We start from the raw sequence: 17,618 nt of genomic DNA on the forward strand, positions 1-17,618 counted from the left end.
GCGGCGATGGCGGCCGCGGCGGATGCGCCGCCGGCGGAGGCCTGCGCGCTCTGCGCCCGCCCGCTCGGCCGGCGGGCCGAATGGCACCATGTCGTGCCGAAGAGCGAGGGCGGCCGCGAGACGGTGCCGCTCCATCCGATCTGCCACCGCACCATCCATGCCTGCGCGAGCAACGCCGAACTGGCGCGGGTCTATCCCACGATGGCGGCGCTGCTCCGGTCGGAGGACATCCGCCGCTTCGTCGCATGGATCGCGGACAAGCCGCCCGATTTCCATGCGCCGACGCGGCGGAAGGCATCCTGATTCCTCCCCGGAGCAAGGCGCCGAGGGAGGAACGGGTTCAGCCGATCAGCGCCTCGGCCTGGTCGAGCACGTTCCTGAAGTCCGCGACCAGCGCCTGGTACGGAGCCGGGCTGGCCATGTCGAGGCCGGCGCGCTTCAGGATCTCGGTCGGATAGTCGGACCCGCCCGCCTTCAGCACCGACAGGTAGTTGTCGCGCTCCTTCGGGCCGCCCTTCAGGATCGACTGGGCGAAGAAGGTCGCCGCCGAGATGCAGGTGGCATATTGGTAGACGTAGAAGCTGTTGTAGAAATGGGGGATATACGCCCATTCGTTGGCATATTCGGGCGCGAGTATCATGTTCGGCCCGTGATAGGTGCGCAGCAGCTCGCCATAGACCTTGGTGAACTTGGCGCCCGACAGGCCTTCGCCCGCCTCAGCCATATCATGGGCCTTCAGCTCGAATTCGGCGAACATGGTCTGGCGGAAGAAGGTCCCGCGATAATTCTCCATCTGCTGGCCGAGATAGAAGAGCTTCTCCTCCTTGGTCTTCGCGTTCTTCATCAGGTGCGCGAACAGCAGCTGCTCGTTCAGGGTCGACGCGATCTCGGCGAGGAAGATCGGATAGTCGGCCTTGTCATAGGGCTGGGTCGAATTGGCGAGCAGCGAGTGGAGCGCATGGCCCCATTCATGGGCATAGGTGCTCATCCCGTCATATTTGTCGCTCAGGTTGAGCAGCAGATAGGGGTGCACGTCGAACGCGCCGGGGTTCATATAGGCCCCCGGCCGCTTGCCCTCGCGGGGCCAGGGATCCATCCATTTGGCCGCAGTCGCCTTGGCGATGCGCGCCTGATAGTCGGGGCCGAGCGGCTTCACGGCTTCGAGCGTCGTCGCGCGCATCTGGTCGAGCGTGTAGCTGCGGTCCATCGATACCAGCGGCGGATAGATGTCGTAATAGCCGATGTCCGGCAGCTTGAGCATCTTGCGGCGCAGCTCGAAATAGCGGTGGAGCTGGGGCAGCCCCTTGTTCGCCTCGGCCACCAGCGTGCGGTATACGGTCTCGGGCACGTTGTTGCCGGAAAGCGCGCGGGCGAGCGAGGTCGGGTATTTCCGTGCCTTGGCATAGAAGATGTCGCCGCGCACCTTGGCGCCATAGGTCGCGCCGAACGAGTTCTGGAACTTGCCGTGCGCGGTCCAGAAGGCGTTGAACACTGCCTTGCGGTCCTCGCGGCTCGGCGCGTCGCGGTTGAGCGAATAGCCTTGCGAATCGAGGCGGACCTGCTTGCCGGTGGAGAGCGTGATCGTCGGCCAGGGAATGTCCGACGAGCGCAGCTGCCCCGAGATCTCGCCCGGCGCGGCGAGCGGCGAGCTGGCGCTGGCGAGGATCGCCTCGCCCTCGGGCGAGAGCGTGTGCTCGGCCTGGCGCAGCGTATCGGCCAATGCGAAGTCGAACCGGGTACGCAGCGTCGCATTGGCGGCGAGAAAGGCGTCGATCTTCGCCTTGCCGAGCGTCAGCAGCTCGGGCGAGGTCCAGGAGCTGGCCTCGCCGAACGCGGTGTAGAGGTCGCGCGCCTGCGCCAGCTTCTCCTGGTTGGCCGAGATGCGGACGTCCTCGTCGCCCTTCAGGCTGGCATAGGTGTAGATGCGGCCGATCGTGCGGCCGAGGTCCGACTGGAGCACCAGCGCCTCGGCGAGCACGTCGGCGCTTTCGCCAAGGCGGCCCTTGAACCTGGCGACGGCGGGAATTGCGGCGAGCGCCTGCTTGCGGGCATCTTCCCAGGCGGCCTCGCTGGGATAGAGTTCGCTCAGGTCCCACTGCGCCCCGGCGGGCGCGGCGGCCTGGCGGGCCCATGCCGGCAAGGCGGCGACGGCGCCGGCGAACGCGGCGGCAGCCAGCGCCTCGCGACGAGAAAGTTCGGTCATGTTCCAGTTCCCCGAGAACGCGCCTGTAGGCCGGCGCCGTGGTGAGGCGGCCAATCTGTCGCGATTTCGAGATGAAAGGAAGTGCTTTGTCGTCCTATGACGCCAGCACGCCGCGGCTCAGCGGGCGCCCTTGGGTGTCACGATCCAGTCGCGTTTGGCACGCCGGGTCATGTGCACGCCGCAATACCGGCATTTGCTGACAAATTTCTCGCCCTCGCCGATGCGCTGGGCATGTTTCTCGGAACGCTCGTGCCGCCCCCCCAGGCAACGCACACGACCACCAAACCAACTGAACACTTGCAGACCCCCAAAACAAGTTTTCCATTCATTTCCCCACTGTTTCTGGCGGGTCAAGCGCTTAACCATTCCAGTTCGGCGCAAAGCAAGCGGGCCGGGGATCGCTCCCCGGCCCGCCCGTCTTCTTGCCTGAGTGGCGGGACTTAGAAGTCCATGCCGCCCATGCCGCCCATGCCGCCACCCATGGGGGGCATGGCAGGCTTGTCTTCCGGCAGCTCGCTCACCGCCGCTTCGGTGGTGATGAGCAGGCCGGCGACCGAGGCCGCATCCTGCAGCGCGGTGCGGACGACCTTGGTCGGGTCGATCACGCCGGCGGCGACCAGGTTCTCGTACACGTCGGTCGCGGCGTTGAAGCCGAGCGACGTGTCGGTGCCCTCGAGCAGCTTGCCCGCGACGACGGCGCCGTCATGGCCGGCGTTCTGCGCGATCTGCTTGAGCGGCGCGGTGATCGCCTTGCGGATGATGTCGACGCCGCGGGTCTGGTCGTCGTTCGCGCCCTTCAGGCCCTCGAGAGCCTTGGTGGCATAGAGCAGCGCAGTGCCGCCGCCCGGAACGATGCCTTCTTCCACGGCCGCGCGGGTCGCGTGCAGCGCGTCGTCGACGCGGTCCTTGCGCTCCTTCACCTCGACTTCGGTGGCACCGCCGACCTTGATCACGGCCACGCCGCCGGCGAGCTTGGCGAGACGCTCCTGGAGCTTCTCGCGGTCATAGTCGCTGGTGGTTACTTCGATCTGCTGGCGGATCGCGTCGGTGCGGCCCTTGATCGCATCGGCTTCACCGGCGCCATCGACGATGGTGGTGTTGTCCTTGTCGATCGTGACGCGCTTGGCGGTGCCGAGCATGCCCAGGGTAACCGACTCGAGCTTGATGCCCAGGTCTTCCGAGATGACTTCGCCCTTGGTGAGGATCGCGATGTCCTCGAGCATCGCCTTGCGGCGATCGCCGAAGCCCGGCGCCTTGACGGCCGCGACCTTCAGGCCGCCGCGCAGCTTGTTGACCACCAGGGTGGCCAGCGCCTCGCCCTCGATGTCCTCGGCGATGATCAGCAGCGGGCGACCCGACTGCACGACCGCCTCGAGGATCGGCAGCATCGACTGGAGGTTCGACAGCTTCTTCTCGTGGATCAGGATGTACGGATCGGCGAGCTCGACCGACATCTTCTCGGGGTTGGTGATGAAATAGGGCGACAGATAGCCGCGGTCGAACTGCATGCCCTCGACGACGTCGAGCTCGAATTCGAGACCCTTCGCCTCTTCGACGGTGATCACGCCTTCCTTGCCGACCTTCTCCATCGCCTCGGCGATCTTCTCGCCGACTTCCTTGTCGCCATTGGCCGAGATGATGCCGACCTGGGCGACTTCATTGGTGCCGGCAACCGGCTTCGAGCGCGACTTCACGTCCTCGACCACCTTGGTCACGGCGAGATCGATGCCGCGCTTCAGGTCCATCGGGTTCATGCCGGCCGCGACCGACTTCATGCCCTCGCGCACGATCGCCTGGGCGAGCACGGTGGCGGTGGTGGTGCCGTCGCCCGCGGTGTCGTTCGCCTTCGAGGCGACTTCGCGGATCATCTGCGCGCCCATGTTCTCGAACTTGTCCTTGAGTTCGATTTCCTTGGCGACGGTGACGCCGTCCTTGGTGATGCGCGGCGCGCCGAAGCTCTTCTCGATCACGACGTTGCGGCCCTTCGGGCCCAGGGTCACCTTCACCGCATCGGCGAGGATGTCGACGCCGCGCAGGATGCGCTCACGGGCGTCACGCGAAAACTTGACGTCTTTCGCAGCCATTGTTCCTACCTCTCAAAATTCGTTCAGAAAGTCATAAAAGCCACGACCCCATCGCACGCGGCGGGGCCGGGAACCGGGTTCAGCCGATGATGCCGAGGATGTCCGATTCCTTCATGATCAGCAGGTCTTCGCCATTGACCTTGACCTCGGTGCCCGACCATTTGCCGAACAGGATGCGGTCGCCGGCCTTGACGTCGAGCGGGGTGATCTCGCCCTTCTCGTTCTTCGCGCCCGAACCGGCGGCGACGACTTCGCCTTCCTGCGGCTTTTCCTGGGCGGTGTCGGGGATGATGATGCCGCCGGCGGTCTTGGCTTCGGCCTCGACGCGGCGGACGAGCACGCGGTCGTGCAACGGACGGAAGTTCATTGCCTGATCCTTACTTCAGGGTTGATCTCGGATTTGGCACTCGCTCGGGGTGAGTGCCAGCCGGCGCGATATGCGAAGCCGATCCGCCCGCGTCAACCAGGGCGCGGCGCGCCGTTGCAAATTTAGGTGGCGCCGACCCCCGGCCCGGCACCCGCGAAGCGACGCAAGGGCTCTCGCTGCGAGACAAATGGTCGTTCCCGCGCAATGGCAGGGGCATTTACGCGTCCCCCGCGATCCTCTAGCACCACGGGCATATTCCTTCGCATGGGAGCGGCACGTGAAGCTTGTTCGGGGCGCCTGGAAGATCCTGGTGGGGATCAAGGACTTTCTGGTCCTGGTCTTCATGCTGCTGTTCTTCACGATGCTGTTCGCGGCATTGTCCGCCAAGCCCAATCCCGGATCGATCCGCGACGGCGCGCTGCTGGTGGCGCTCGACGGCGCGCTGGTGGAGCAGCCCGAGGAGGCCGATCCCTTCTCCCGGCTCAGTGGCGCAGGCACGGTGAAGCAGCAACGGCTGCGCGATGTGGTGCGCGCGCTCGATGCCGCGAAGGGCGACGACCATGTGAAGGCGGTGGTGCTCGATCTCGATCGCTTCACGGGCGGCTATCCCGCCGCGATCAGCGAAGTTGCCGCAGCGGTCGGCAAGGTGCGCGCGGCGGGCAAGCCCGTGCTCGCCTATGCCACCGCCTATACCGACGACAGCTATGCGCTTGCCGCCAATGCGAGCGAGATCTGGGTGAATCCGCTGGGCGGCGCGATGTTCGCGGGCCCGGGCGGCACGCGGCTCTACTATAAGGGGCTGATCGACAAGCTCGGCGTCAATGCGCACATCTACCGCGTCGGCAAGTTCAAGTCGGCGGTCGAGCCCTATATGCGCAGCGACATGTCGCCCGAGGCCAAGGAAGCCGATCTGGCGATGTACCAGCAGATCCTCGACCAGTGGCGGCAGGAGATCGCCAAGGCGCGGCCCAAGGCGCGCATCGCCGACTATCTGGCGAAGCCCGCGGAAACGGTGACGGCGGCAAAGGGCGACATCGCCAAGGCGAACCTGGCGATGGGCATCGTCGACAAGCTGGGCGACCGGCTTGCCTTCGGCAAGCGCGTCGCCGAGATCGCCGGCGCGCCGAGCGGCAAGCCGGCAGGCAATTTCAACCGGATCAAGCTGGCCGATTTCGTGGCCGCGCATCCGCTGCCCACCGGCGGCGACGCGATCGGCGTGATCACCGTCGCCGGCGAGATCGTCGACGGCAAGGGCGGCCCCGGCAGGGCGGCGGGCGACACGGTGAGCGCGGCGTTGCTCAAGGGCCTGGCGAACAAGAAGCTGAAGGCGCTGGTGGTCCGCGTCGATTCGCCGGGCGGCTCGGCGCTCGCCTCGGAGCAGATCCGCCAGGCGATCCTCCAGGCCAAGGCGCAGGGGCTGCCGGTGGTGATCTCGATGGGCAGCCTCGCGGCGAGCGGCGGCTATTGGGTGTCGACCGCGGGCGACACGATCTTTGCCGAGCCCAACACGATCACCGGCTCGATCGGCATCTTCGGCGTGATCCCCACGTTCGAGAAGACGCTCGCCAAGATCGGCGTCGGCACGGACGGGGTGAAGACCACGCCGCTCAGCGGCCAGCCCGATATCTATGGCGGCACCAATGCGGAGACGGACACGCTGCTCCAGTCGGCGATCGAGGCGGGCTATGCGCGCTTCGTCGGGCTGGTCGCGGGCGCCCGCAAGCTGACGCCGGAGCGCGTCAATGAGATCGCCCAGGGCCGGGTCTGGATCGGCGGCACCGCGCACCAGATCGGGCTGGTCGACCGGTTCGGCGGGATCGACGATGCGATCGCCGAGGCCGCGCGGCGCGCCAAGCTCGACCCGGCCAAGGTCCATGCCGTCTATCTCGAGAAGGAGCCTTCGAGCTGGGCCAAGCTGATCGCCAGCTTCGCCGACGACAAGGACGAGGACGGCGACTGGGCCGATCAGCCGGCCGGGGCGGACCTGTTCGCCCGCGCCGCGATCGGCCAGCGCGCGCTGCTCGCCCAGGCGCTGGGCGATGCCAGGCGGCTCGCCACCGGCGGCTCGGTCCAGGCGCGCTGCCTCGAATGCGGCGGCTTCGGCCCGGCGACCGGCAGCCTCGAGGATGCCCGCCTGTTCGACGCGATCGCGGCGCGGCTCGGCCTGTGATCGGCATCCGCGCAGCCACGTCGGACGATGCCGGCGCCATCGCCGCGATCTATGCGCCGCATGTGCTCACCGGCACCGCCTCGTTCGAGATCGAGCCGCCCGAAAAGGCGGAGATGCGCAAGCGGATGCATGCGAGCGAGGGCCTCTATCCCTGGATCGTGGCGACGACGGGCGGCGCCAGCGCCAATGATCCGGATGCCGGCGTGATCGGCTATGCCTATGCCGGCAAGTTCCGCGACCGCCCGGCCTATCGCTATGTCTGCGAGACGTCGATCTACCTGACCGACGCGTCGAGCGGATCGGGCGTCGGCCGGCTGCTCTACGAGGCGCTGGTCGGCACGCTCCGGGCCCAGGGCTTCATCCATGCGATCGGCACGATCACCCTGCCGAACGACCGCTCGATCCGCCTGCACGAAGCGGTCGGCTTTCGCCGCCAGGGCGTCTATCGCGAAGTGGGCTTCAAGCACGGCCAATGGATCGATGTCGGCTTCTGGCAGTGCGAGCTGAACGAGCCGCGCGTGCCCCCCGTCGAACCCCGCAAATTCGCGGATATGGGGATTGTCCGGGATTGAGGGCCGCGCGGCGCCGACTATCCTCGCACCGTCCTTGTGCCGGATACGAGTAGCGTATGCCTGATTCCGAGTTGCACAGCCTTCGCGTCGATCGCGAGCGCAAGCTGATCGATCTCAGGCTGAAAGCCATGCTCTCGCCCGAGGATGCGGCCTGGATCGGCGAGGAACTGCGTGCCGCCGTCCGCGATTTCGGCCCGGAAGTGGGGCAGCATGTCACGCTCTACGATGCCAGCAGCATCCCGGTCGTCCCGCAGGCCACGGCGGAGCTGATCATCAACACCTTCAACAACGAAGCCGTGCGTCCGCTATGGGCGCGCAAGGTGGCCTTTGTCGTCGTCACTGCGCTGGCCCGCCTGCAGGTGCAGCGGCTTCGCGAAGTTCGTCCCGACATCGGCATCTTCGGCGATCGCGAGGAAGCGATCGCCTGGTTGCTGGAGGAATAGCCCCCGCTTCCTCAGCGCCGGCCGCGATAGGCGGGCAGGCCGAGTTTCCACCGGATGGCGGCAGCGCGCAGCCCGAAGCCGGCGCCGGCGGCGAGCAGCCCGGCGGCGAAGACCGGCAGCCCGGCGAGCGCCAGCGCCACCTGCAGCGTGGCGGTGAGCGCGGCGGCGGTGACGTAGAGCTCGGGCCGCATCAGGATCGAGGGCTCGCCTGCCAGCACGTCGCGGATGATGCCGCCCGCGCAGGCGGTGACCACGCCCATCACCGCCGCCGGCACTGGCGGAATGCCATAGCCCAGCGCCTTGGCCGCGCCGAACGCGGCATAGGCGGCCAGGCCCAGCGCATCGAGCCACGCGAAGGTCGCGTCGTTCCACCAGCGCTGCGGCGTGCTCCACACCAGCACCGCGACGGCGAGGATCAGCGCGGCGACGGTCGCGTCGTGCACCCAGAATACCGGCGCTCCGATCAGCAGGTCGCGGATCGTGCCGCCGCCTACCCCGGTGACGAGCGCGAAGAAGGCGGCGGTGACGAAGGTCTGTGCCCGGTGCGCGGCGGCCAGCGCGCCGGTCGCCGCGAACAGCGCGATGCCGAACATGTCGAGCCAGGGCAGGATCGGCCCGATGCGGGCAGCGGCGAGAGCGGCGTCCATCCGTCTTGTTTCTCTCCGGCACCGGCTTGCTGTCAAACGCGCATCCGGGGCATGACTGCGGCCATGCAGCGTACCGAGTCTCCGCTTGTCGTCATCGCCATCTGCCTCGCCGCGCTTGCCGGCTTCGTCGATGCCCTGGCCTTCACCAGCCTGGGCGGCTTCTTCGCCTCGTTCATGAGCGGCAACAGCACGCGGCTGGGCGTGGGCCTGGGCGGCAACCTGCCCGGCGACGCGGCGGTGGCCGGCGGCCTGGTGATGAGCTTCGTCAGCGGCGTGATCCTGGCCAGCGTGGTGACGCGCTGGCGCCAGGCGCGGTTCCGCGAAAGCCTGATGCTGGTGGTGACGGCGCTGCTCGTCGCCGCGGCAACGCTCGCCAGCCTGGCGCCGGGGCCGATCGTGCTGATCTTCCTCGCCATGGCGATGGGCTGCGAGAACGGCATCCTCCACCGCGAGGGCGAAGCGACGATCGGCGTCACCTATATGACCGGATCGCTGGTCAAGATGGGGCAGAAGCTGGCCGGCGCATTGATGGGCGATCCCGATCGCTGGGCCTGGGCGCGCTATCTGTTCCTGTGGCTCGGCTTCGTCGCCGGTGCGGTGATGGGGGCGGCGAGCCATCTTCGCTGGGGCTGGACGGCGTTGTGGCTGGCGCCGATCGCCAGCGCGGTGCTCGCCTTCGCGCTGATGCGGATCCGGCCGAAGCTGGCCGGCCCCTGGGCGGTTCGCTGATAGAGGGGCGCTGCCCGGCCTGGCATGCCCGTCTTCACGTCGACTCGGCAGGCTGAGGGGCGCTGCTCGAGACGCGGGCGCGACGATGGCGGGCCGGAGCCCTATTTCCGCACGGCCTTCTGGTCGCGCCCATTCTGGTGCATCACCGCGCCGACGATCTTGCCCGACGCATCGCGGGTGAAGTCCATCTGCGCGTCCACCGCGCGGAAGAAGAAGCGGTCCTTCGCTTCGGGAAACAGGTCGAGCGGCGGCTGGCGGGTCGCCTGGGCGATCAGGCGGTCGCCCTCGGCGCGGAGGGTGAAGCTGAAATTGGGGTTCGCTTCATAGGTGCCTTCATAGGCCTTGAGCAGGGCCGGCTCGAGCTTCACCGCCTTGCGCTCGCTCGGCAGCGTGATCGTGCCGCCGCGCGCCAGCGTCATCATCGTGGCGCCGAGCTTGTCCGCGCTGTTGCCGTTGAGATTGGCGAGCACCACCACTGTGATCCTGCGGTCCGGATCATAGCCGAGCCAGGTGTTGAACCCCTCGATGCCGCCGCCATGCGACAAGGTGGTGCTGCCGTCCCTGGCGACGGCGACGATGCCGAGCGCGTAATTGTCCTTGTAGGGCGTCCGCATCGCCGCGAGCAATTCGGGCTTGAGCAGCTTGCCGCCCCACAGCCCCGTTTCCCATTTCAGCAGGTCGTGCGTGGTCGAATAGAGCGCGCCCGCGCCCTGCGGAATCGACATGTCGATATAGTCGGCATTGACCACCAGCCCGGCGCGCGGGCTGTAGCCGGACGCGCGGTGCGGGATCACCTGCGCATGGCTGTCATAGCCGCTATCGGCCATGCCGAGCGGCTTGAACAGGTTCTCGGCGACGAAGGCGGCATAGGGCTGGCCGCTCGCCTTCTCGATGATCGCGGTGAGCAGGACATAGCCCGAATTGGAATAGCTGTGCCGCTCGCCCGGCGCGAAATCGAGCGGCTTGCCGCGGAAACGGGCGATCAGCGCATCGAGCGTGGTCGCCTGTGTCCTCGATGCCGAATATTCGTCGAACGACGTGAAGTTGGGGATGCCGGCGCTATGGGTGAGCAGGTGGAAGACAGTCACCTTGTCCCAGGCCGCGGGGGCATCGGGCAGATAGGTCTTCACCGGCGCATCGAGGCGCAGCTTGCCGCGCTCCTGGAGCAGCAGGATCGAAGCGGCGGTGAATTGCTTGGTGATCGAGCCGAGGCGGAATTTGGTCTCGCCGTCGTTCGGGATCTTCCATTCGAGATTGGCCGAGCCATAGCCCTTGTCGAACAGGATTCTGCCGTCCTGCGCGACGAGCACCGCGCCCATGAAGGCACCGCTATCCGCTTCGGCGGCGGCGACCTTGTCCATCCGCGCCACGTCCTGGGCAAAGGCAGGCGCGGCGCAGACGAGCGCGAAGCCGAGGACGAAATGGCGCATGAAGGTTCCTCCCAAAGTGTGTTAGTTCACTAACACGCAATGGAAGCGGCTTCAACTCCCTCCCCCATCGGGAGAGGGAGGCGATGGTCAGATGTGGATCGGCTTGCCCTGGACCGCCATGGCGGCTTCCTTGAACGCTTCCGAATGGGTCGGGTGCGCGTGGCAGGTATAGGCGATGTCCTCGCTGGTCGCGCCGAACTCCATCGCCTGGGCGGCCTGGGCGATCATCGTGCCGGCGACGGAGGCGATCATCCACACGCCGAGCACGCGGTCCGACTTGGCGTCGGCGATCACCTTCACCCAGCCGTCCGGCTCGTGGTTGGTCTTGGCGCGCGAGTTCGCGATCATCGGGAACTTGCCGACCTTCACTTCGCCGCGCTCCTTGGCCTGTTCCTCGGTCAGGCCGACGCCGGCGATCTCGGGCCAGGTGTAGACGACCGAGGGGATCACGTCATGGTTCACGATGCCGGTCAGGCCGGCGATGTTCTCGGCCACCGCAATGCCTTCGTCCTCGGCCTTGTGCGCGAGCATCGGGCCGGGAACGACGTCGCCGATCGCCCAGATGCCGGGGACCGAAGTGCGGAAGTCGTGGTCGATCTCGATCTGGCCGCGCTGGTTGGTCGAGAGGCCGGCGGCCTCCAGGCCCAGGCCCGAGGTGTTGGGACGGCGGCCGATCGAGACCAGCACTGCGTCCGCCTCGAGCGTTTCCGCAGCGCCGCCGGCCGAGGGCTCCAGGGTGAGCGTGGCCTTGCCGCCGTTGACGGCGACGCCGGTCACCTTGGTGGAGAGCTTGAGCTCCATGCCCTGCTTCTTGAACAGCTTGCCCGCTTCCTTGCGGACTTCGCCGTCCATGCCCGGCAGCAGCTGGTCGAGGAACTCGACCACGGTGACCTTGGCGCCGACGCGGCGCCACACCGAGCCGAGCTCCAGGCCGATCACGCCGCCGCCGATGACGACGAGATGCTGCGGGACCTTGGGCAGTTCGAGCGCGCCGGTGCTGTCGACCACGACCTTCTGGTCGATCTCGACGCCCGGCAGCGGAGTGACCGAGGAGCCGGTGGCGATGACGATGTTCTTCGCCCGCACCTCACGGTCGCCGACCTTGACGCTGTCCTTGCCGGTGAAGCTGGCATGGCCCTTCAGCCATTCGACCTTGTTCTTCTTGAACAGGAACTCGATGCCGCCGGTCAGGCCCTTCACCGCGTCGATACGCTGGCCGTGCATCGCGTCGAGGTCGAGCTCGACCGTCGGGGTCTTGATGCCGAGCTTGGCGAGCTTGCCGCTGGCGGCTTCCTCATAGAGCTCGGAGGCGTGGAGCAGCGCCTTGGAGGGGATGCAGCCGACGTTGAGGCAAGTGCCGCCCAGCGTTGCACGGCTCTCGGCGCATGCGGTCTTGAGGCCCAGCTGCGCCGCGCGGATCGCCGCGACATAGCCGCCGGGGCCCGAACCGATCACCAGCACGTCGAAATCATAATCGGCCATTTGCTTCTCTTTCGTCTCTGCGACGGGAGCTGGCGGCGGCGAGGGCGGAGGAGTTTCCGCGGGCGCCGGGGCCGGCTCGATCATCGGGGAGGCTGCTTCTTCCTGCCTCCGCTTGCGCTTCCACAACCACATAGGATGACCCGCCCCGCCTGCAACCCATGAGGGTTAGTGGCGGAGCAAGTCAGTTTTACGACCGCCTTACAGGTCGATCAGCAGTCGGGTCGGATCCTCGATCGCGTTCTTCAGCGCGACGAGGAAGGTCACTGCCTCGCGGCCGTCGACCAGGCGATGGTCGTAGCTGAGCGCGAGATACATCATCGGGCGGATCACGATCTGGCCGTCGCGGACCACCGGGCGGTCCTCGATGCGGTGCAGGCCGAGCACGGCCGACTGGGGCGGATTGATGATCGGGGTCGACATCAGCGAGCCGAACACGCCGCCGTTCGAGATGGTGAAGGTGCCGCCCTTCATTTCTTCCATCTTCAGCGTGCCGTCCTTGGCGCGCTTGCCGAAGTCGCCGATCGTCCGCTCGATGCCGGCGACGCTCAGCGTCTCCGCGTCGCGGATCACTGGCACCACCAGGCCCTGCGGGGCCGAGACGGCGACCGAGATGTCGCAATAATCATGATAGACGATCTCGTCGCCCTCGATCGAGCCGTTGACGCCCGGGATGTCCTTGAGCGCCATGCAGGCGGCCTTCACGAAGAAGCCCATGAAGCCCAGGCGGACGCCGTGCTTCTTCTCGAACAGATCCTTGTACTTGGCGCGCGCCTCGATCACCGCGGTCATGTCCACGTCGTTGAACGTGGTCAGCATCGCGGCAGTGTTCTGCGCCTCCTTCAGGCGCTTGGCGACGGTCTGGCGCAGGCGCGTCATCTTGACGCGCTCTTCCTTGCGGCCATTGGCCGAGGAAGCGGCCGGCGCGGCGGCGGGCGCCGGAGCGGCGGCAGGGGCCGGCTTGTTGCTGGCCGCGGCGATCACGTCGTCCTTGGTCAGGCGGCCGTCCTTGCCGGTGCCCTGCACGGTCGACGGATCGACGCCGGTCTCGAGCACCGCGCGGCGCACCGAGGGCGAGAGCGCGGCGGCCTCGGTCGCGGGCGCGGCGGCCGGCGCGGGCGTCGGGGCCGGTGCCGCGGCGGGAGCCGGGCTCGGTGCGGCGCCGGCGCCGCCTTCGCTCACCAGGGCGATCACCGCGCCGACCTCGACCGTGTCGCCCACCTTGACGAGCTGCTCGCCCATCACGCCGGCGACCGGGCTGCCCACTTCCACCGAGACCTTGTCGGTCTCCAGGCTCGCGATCGGCTCGTCGAGCTGCACGGGATCGCCCGGATTCTTCAGCCATTCGCCGAGCGTGGCTTCGGTGATCGATTCACCCAGTGTCGGGACTTTAACGTCTGCCATTGTCTTTCCTCGTTCCCTGGGGACGGTCTCAGTTGTTGCGGGTGCGACGAATCTCGTCGCGGACATTGTGGCCAAGGGCATCGGCGATCAGCGCGCCCTGCTCGGCCTGGTGGCGCTTCATCAGGCCGGTGGCGACCGCCGCGGCCGGCGCGCGGCCGGCATAGCGCGGACGCCGTACCTTGCACTTCGCCTCGGCCAGGCTGGCTTCGATGAAGGGCTCGACAAAGGTCCAATAGCCGTTGTTCTTCGGCTCTTCCTGCGCCCAGATCACTTCCTCGACATTGGGCATGCGCGCCAGGCGCTTGGCCAGCGCCTCGCCCGGGAAGGGATAGAGCTGTTCGATACGGACGATCGCGGTGTTCCCATCGCCCGCCGCGTTGCGCGCCTCGATCAGGTCGTAGGCGACCTTGCCCGAGCAGAGCACCAGGCGCTTCACATCGGTATCCGCCGGCGCATTGGGGTCCGACAGGATGCGCATGAAATGGCTGTCGCCCAGGAAATCCTCGGCCTTCGACACTGCCATCTTGTGGCGCAGCAGCGATTTGGGCGTCATCTGCACCAGCGGCTTGCGGAAGTTGCGGTGCATCTGGCGGCGCAGCAGGTGGAAATAATTGGCCGGCGTCGTGATGTTGACGACCTGCATATTGTCTTCCGCGCAGAGCTGGAGATAGCGCTCCGGGCGCGCCGAGCTGTGCTCGGGGCCCTGGCCCTCATATCCGTGCGGCAGCAGCATCACCAGGCCGTTGGCGCGCAGCCACTTGGCTTCGCCCGCGGCGATGAACTGGTCGATCATGATCTGCGCGCCGTTGGCGAAGTCGCCGAACTGCGCTTCCCACAGCACCAGCGTCTTCGGATCGGCCAGCGCATAGCCATATTCGAAGCCGAGCACGCCATATTCGCTGAGCGGCGAATCCAGCACTTCGAACGTGCCGTGCGGAATGGTGCTGAGCGGGATGTAGCGATGCTCGTCGCGCTGGTCGACCCAGACGGCGTGGCGCTGCGAGAAGGTGCCGCGGCCCGAATCCTGGCCGGACAGGCGCACGCCATAGCCCTCCGACAGCAGCGCGCCAAAGGCCAGCGCCTCGCCCGTCGCCCAGTCGAAATTCTCGCCGGTCTGGAACATCGCGCGCTTGGCGTCGAGCACGCGGCCCAGCGTCTTGTGGATCTCGAGATCGGCGGGAACCTCGGTCAGCGTGCGGCCGAGGCTGTCGAACAGCTTCTTCTCGATGCCGGTGTCGACCGAACGCCGCGCATTCTCGGTATCGACAGGCGCCGACAGGCCCGACCAACGGCCGCCGAACCAGTCCGCCTTGTTGGGAAGGTACGACTTGCCCGCTTCGAACTCGCCCTCGAGCAGCAGGTTGAACTGCCGGGTACGCTCGTCGACAAAGCCCTGGTCGATCACGCCTTCGCCGATCAGCTTGCGTGCATAGACCACGCTCACCGACGGATGCTGGCGGATCGCCTTGTACATCAGCGGCTGAGTGAACGAGGGCTCGTCGCCCTCGTTATGGCCGAAGCGGCGATAGCACCACATGTCGATCACGACGTCGCGCTTGAAGGTCTGGCGGAACTCGATCGCCATCTTGCAGGCGAAGGTGACCGCTTCGGGATCGTCGCCGTTGACGTGGAAGATCGGCGCCTGGACGCCCTTGGCGACGTCCGACGGATAGGGAGAGGAGCGTGCGAATTGCGGGCTCGTCGTGAAGCCGATCTGGTTGTTGATGACGAAGTGCAGGCAGCCGCCGGTATTGTAGCCGCGAATGCCCGAGAAGCCGAGGCACTCCCACACGATGCCCTGGCCGGCAAAGGCCGCGTCGCCGTGCAGCAGCACGGGCAGCGAGCCGGTATGCTCCTGCAGGTCGCCGGCGATCGTCTGGATCGCGCGCGTCTTTCCGAGCACCACCGGATCGGCGGCCTCGAGGTGCGAGGGATTGGCGACCAGCGACATATGGACGCTGATCCCGTCGAACTCGCGGTCGGTGCTGGTGCCGAGATGGTATTTCACGTCGCCCGAGCCGCCGACGTCATCCGGGTTGGACGAGCCGCCCGAGAATTCATGGAAGATCGCGCGATAGGGCTTCGACATCACGTTGGCGAGCATGTTCAGCCGGCCGCGATGTGCCATGCCGTAGACGATCTCGCGCACGCCGAGCTGGCCGCCATATTTGATGATGGCTTCCATCGCCGGGATCATCGCTTCGCCGCCGTCGAGGCCGAAGCGCTTGGTGCCGACATATTTCTTGCCGCAGAACTTCTCCCACTCCTCGGCCTCGATGACCTTGGAGAGGATCGCCTTCTTGCCGTCCGGGGTGAACTGGATGGCCTTGTCCTTGCCTTCCATCCGGTCCTGGAGGAAGCGGCGCTCCTCGACATCGGCGATGTGCATGTATTCGAGGCCGACATTGCCGCAATAATTGGCGCGCAGGATGTCGACGATCTCGCGAACGGTGGCCTTTTCCAGGCCCAGCGCGCCGCCGAGATAGATCGGGCGATCGAGGTCGGCGCCGGTGAAGCCGTGATATTCGGGCGTCAGGTCGGCCGGCACGTCCTGGCGGGCGAGGCCGAGCGGATCGAGCGTGGCGGCGAGGTGGCCGCGCACCCGATAGGTGCGGATCAGCAGCATCGCGCGGATCGAATCCCCGGCGGCCCGGGCGATATCGGCTTCCGACGCAGCCGGCCCGGCGGGCTTGGCGGCAGGCGCGGCCCCGCCCTTGGCGGGCTTGGGCGCCGGTTCCATCTGGGTCGGGTCGAGCCCGGCGGTGAGGGCATCCGTCTCGTCGAGCGGCCAGCGCGGATTGGCCCAGCTCGGGCCCGAGGCCGTGCTTTCGAGGCCTTCGAAGAACTGCTGCCACTGCGGCTCGATGCCGGTGGGGTCCGCCTTGTAGCGGCGGTACAGCGTCTCGACGAAGGCGGGGCTCACCCCGCCGGCGACTTGCTCGAAATCCAGGCCTTCATAGCCCATAATAGCGCTTCCTTCATTCCCTCTCCCCTGGGGAGAGGGAGGGGCCCGCTCGGCAAGGCCGAGTGGGAGGTCGAGGGGGATATGGGAACTGAGATCCCCCTCATCCAACTCCGGCCGGGCAGCGAGCCGCCAGGCCTCCATGCCTTCTCTCCCAGGGAGAGAAGGGTTAACCCTTGAGCACTTCCACAAGCGTCGAACCCAGCTCGGACGGGCTGGCCGCGACGCGGATGCCCGCTTCTTCCATCTTCGCGATCTTTTCCTCGGCACCGCCCTGGCCGCCCGAGACGATGGCGCCGGCATGGCCCATGCGGCGGCCCGGAGGCGCCGTGCGGCCCGCGATGAAGCCGGCCATCGGCTTCTTGCGGCCGCGCTTGGCCTCGTCGATCAGGAACTGGGCGGCTTCCTCTTCGGCCGAGCCGCCGATCTCGCCGATCATGATCATCGACTTGGTCTCGTCGTCCGCCAGGAACAGCTCGAGCACGTCGATGAAGTTCGTGCCGTTGACGGGGTCGCCGCCGATGCCGACCGCGGTGGTCTGGCCCAGGCCGGCATTGGTGGTCTGGAACACCGCCTCATAGGTGAGCGTGCCTGAGCGCGAGACGACGCCCACCGAGCCCTTCGAGAAGATCGAGCCCGGCATGATGCCGATCTTGCACTCGCCCGGCGTGAGCAGGCCGGGGCAGTTCGGGCCGATCAGGCGCGACTTGGAGCCGGACAGGGCGCGCTTCACCTTGACCATGTCGAGCACCGGAATGCCCTCGGTGATGCAGACGATCAGGGGAACCTCGGCGTCGATCGCTTCCAGGATCGAGTCGGCGGCGAAGGGCGGCGGCACATAGATGACCGAGGCGTCGGCGCCGGTCTTGGTGACGGCTTCGGCGACGGTGTCGAACACGGGCAGGCCGATATGCTCGGTGCCGCCCTTGCCGGGAGTCACGCCGCCGACCATCTGCGTCCCATAGGCGAGCGCCTGCTGGGTATGGAAGGTGCCGGTCTCACCCGTCATCCCCTGGGTGATGACCTTGGTATTCTTGTTGATGAGGATGCTCACCGATTACTGTCCTTCTCTAGAATCTGTACCGACAGGCGGACCGGCTGCGGTCCGCCGCGCGCGGTGGGGGCAGT

At 67.1% G+C, this 17,618-nt stretch carries 15 protein-coding genes; 5 read left to right on the top strand and 10 right to left on the bottom strand.

The genetic code is table 11. The annotated features are described in order from the left end of the window. The first annotated feature begins 6 nt into the window (after nt 1-6). Nucleotides 7-303, top strand: coding sequence for an HNH endonuclease (locus BGP17_RS15500; RefSeq protein ID WP_286712782.1), 297 nt, complete (start codon nt 7-9; stop codon nt 301-303). A gap of 37 nt (nt 304-340) precedes the next feature. Here BGP17_RS15500 and pepF read toward each other — a convergent pair whose 3' ends face one another. From pepF to groES, 4 genes are all read right to left on the bottom strand, one after another. Continuing rightward, nucleotides 341-2,203, bottom strand: coding sequence for an oligoendopeptidase F (gene pepF, locus BGP17_RS15505; protein WP_167299674.1), 1,863 nt, complete (start codon nt 2,201-2,203; stop codon nt 341-343). 117 nt (nt 2,204-2,320) lie between these two features. Next, entirely contained in the window at nt 2,321-2,557 is a 237-nt protein-coding gene (locus BGP17_RS15510; RefSeq protein ID WP_286712597.1) for a hypothetical protein, read from the bottom strand. An 86-nt stretch (nt 2,558-2,643) separates the two neighbouring features. Next, nucleotides 2,644-4,287: a chaperonin GroEL gene (gene groL, locus BGP17_RS15515; RefSeq protein WP_167299673.1), complete on the bottom strand. Its 1,644-nt coding sequence runs from the start codon at nt 4,285-4,287 to the stop codon at nt 2,644-2,646. A gap of 79 nt (nt 4,288-4,366) precedes the next feature. After that, nucleotides 4,367-4,654, bottom strand: coding sequence for a co-chaperone GroES (groES, locus tag BGP17_RS15520; protein WP_086128153.1), 288 nt, complete (start codon nt 4,652-4,654; stop codon nt 4,367-4,369). Between the two features lie 277 nt (nt 4,655-4,931). Between groES and sppA the strand changes: the two genes are divergently transcribed. Genes sppA through BGP17_RS15535 form a run of 3 tightly spaced genes read left to right on the top strand, consistent with a single transcriptional unit; the run spans nt 4,932 to nt 7,839 of the window. Next, nucleotides 4,932-6,824, top strand: coding sequence for a signal peptide peptidase SppA (gene sppA / locus BGP17_RS15525; protein WP_286712598.1), 1,893 nt, complete (start codon nt 4,932-4,934; stop codon nt 6,822-6,824). Next, nucleotides 6,821-7,396 carry a GNAT family N-acetyltransferase gene (locus BGP17_RS15530; RefSeq protein ID WP_167299671.1) on the top strand — a complete coding sequence of 192 codons (576 nt, stop codon included), beginning with the start codon at nt 6,821-6,823 and terminating at the stop codon, nt 7,394-7,396. The genes sppA and BGP17_RS15530 overlap by 4 nt, the downstream gene beginning before the upstream one ends. A 56-nt stretch (nt 7,397-7,452) precedes the next feature. Next, a complete protein-coding gene (locus tag BGP17_RS15535; protein WP_167299670.1) occupies nt 7,453-7,839 on the top strand; it encodes a hypothetical protein in 387 nt (128 codons plus the stop codon). Between the two features lie 11 nt (nt 7,840-7,850). Here the strand turns inward: BGP17_RS15535 and BGP17_RS15540 are convergent, their stop codons facing one another. Then, nucleotides 7,851-8,486 (bottom strand): trimeric intracellular cation channel family protein, encoded by a 636-nt coding sequence (locus BGP17_RS15540; protein ID WP_167299669.1) that lies wholly within the window; start codon nt 8,484-8,486, stop codon nt 7,851-7,853. A 63-nt stretch (nt 8,487-8,549) separates the two neighbouring features. Between BGP17_RS15540 and BGP17_RS15545 the strand changes: the two genes are divergently transcribed. After that, entirely contained in the window at nt 8,550-9,215 is a 666-nt protein-coding gene (locus BGP17_RS15545) for a YoaK family protein (RefSeq protein ID WP_286712599.1), read from the top strand. A gap of 101 nt (nt 9,216-9,316) precedes the next feature. On the opposite strand, the gene BGP17_RS15550 is transcribed toward BGP17_RS15545, so the two are convergent. From BGP17_RS15550 to sucD, 5 genes are all read right to left on the bottom strand, one after another. Beyond that, entirely contained in the window at nt 9,317-10,645 is a 1,329-nt protein-coding gene (locus BGP17_RS15550; protein ID WP_286712600.1) for a serine hydrolase, read from the bottom strand. Between the two features lie 87 nt (nt 10,646-10,732). Next, nucleotides 10,733-12,127 (bottom strand): dihydrolipoyl dehydrogenase, encoded by a 1,395-nt coding sequence (gene lpdA, locus BGP17_RS15555; RefSeq protein WP_286712601.1) that lies wholly within the window; start codon nt 12,125-12,127, stop codon nt 10,733-10,735. Nucleotides 12,128-12,325: 198 nt separating this feature from the next. Then, a complete protein-coding gene (gene odhB / locus BGP17_RS15560) occupies nt 12,326-13,528 on the bottom strand; it encodes a 2-oxoglutarate dehydrogenase complex dihydrolipoyllysine-residue succinyltransferase (protein ID WP_286712602.1) in 1,203 nt (400 codons plus the stop codon). A 28-nt stretch (nt 13,529-13,556) separates the two neighbouring features. Further along, nucleotides 13,557-16,493, bottom strand: coding sequence for a 2-oxoglutarate dehydrogenase E1 component (locus tag BGP17_RS15565; RefSeq protein WP_167299664.1), 2,937 nt, complete (start codon nt 16,491-16,493; stop codon nt 13,557-13,559). A 166-nt stretch (nt 16,494-16,659) separates the two neighbouring features. Beyond that, a complete protein-coding gene (sucD, locus tag BGP17_RS15570) occupies nt 16,660-17,544 on the bottom strand; it encodes a succinate--CoA ligase subunit alpha (protein WP_137862635.1) in 885 nt (294 codons plus the stop codon). Nucleotides 17,545-17,618 lie beyond the last annotated feature (74 nt).

The organism is Sphingomonas sp. 67-41, from assembly GCF_001899725.1.
In the GTDB taxonomy this organism is placed as follows: domain Bacteria; phylum Pseudomonadota; class Alphaproteobacteria; order Sphingomonadales; family Sphingomonadaceae; genus Sphingomonas; species Sphingomonas leidyi.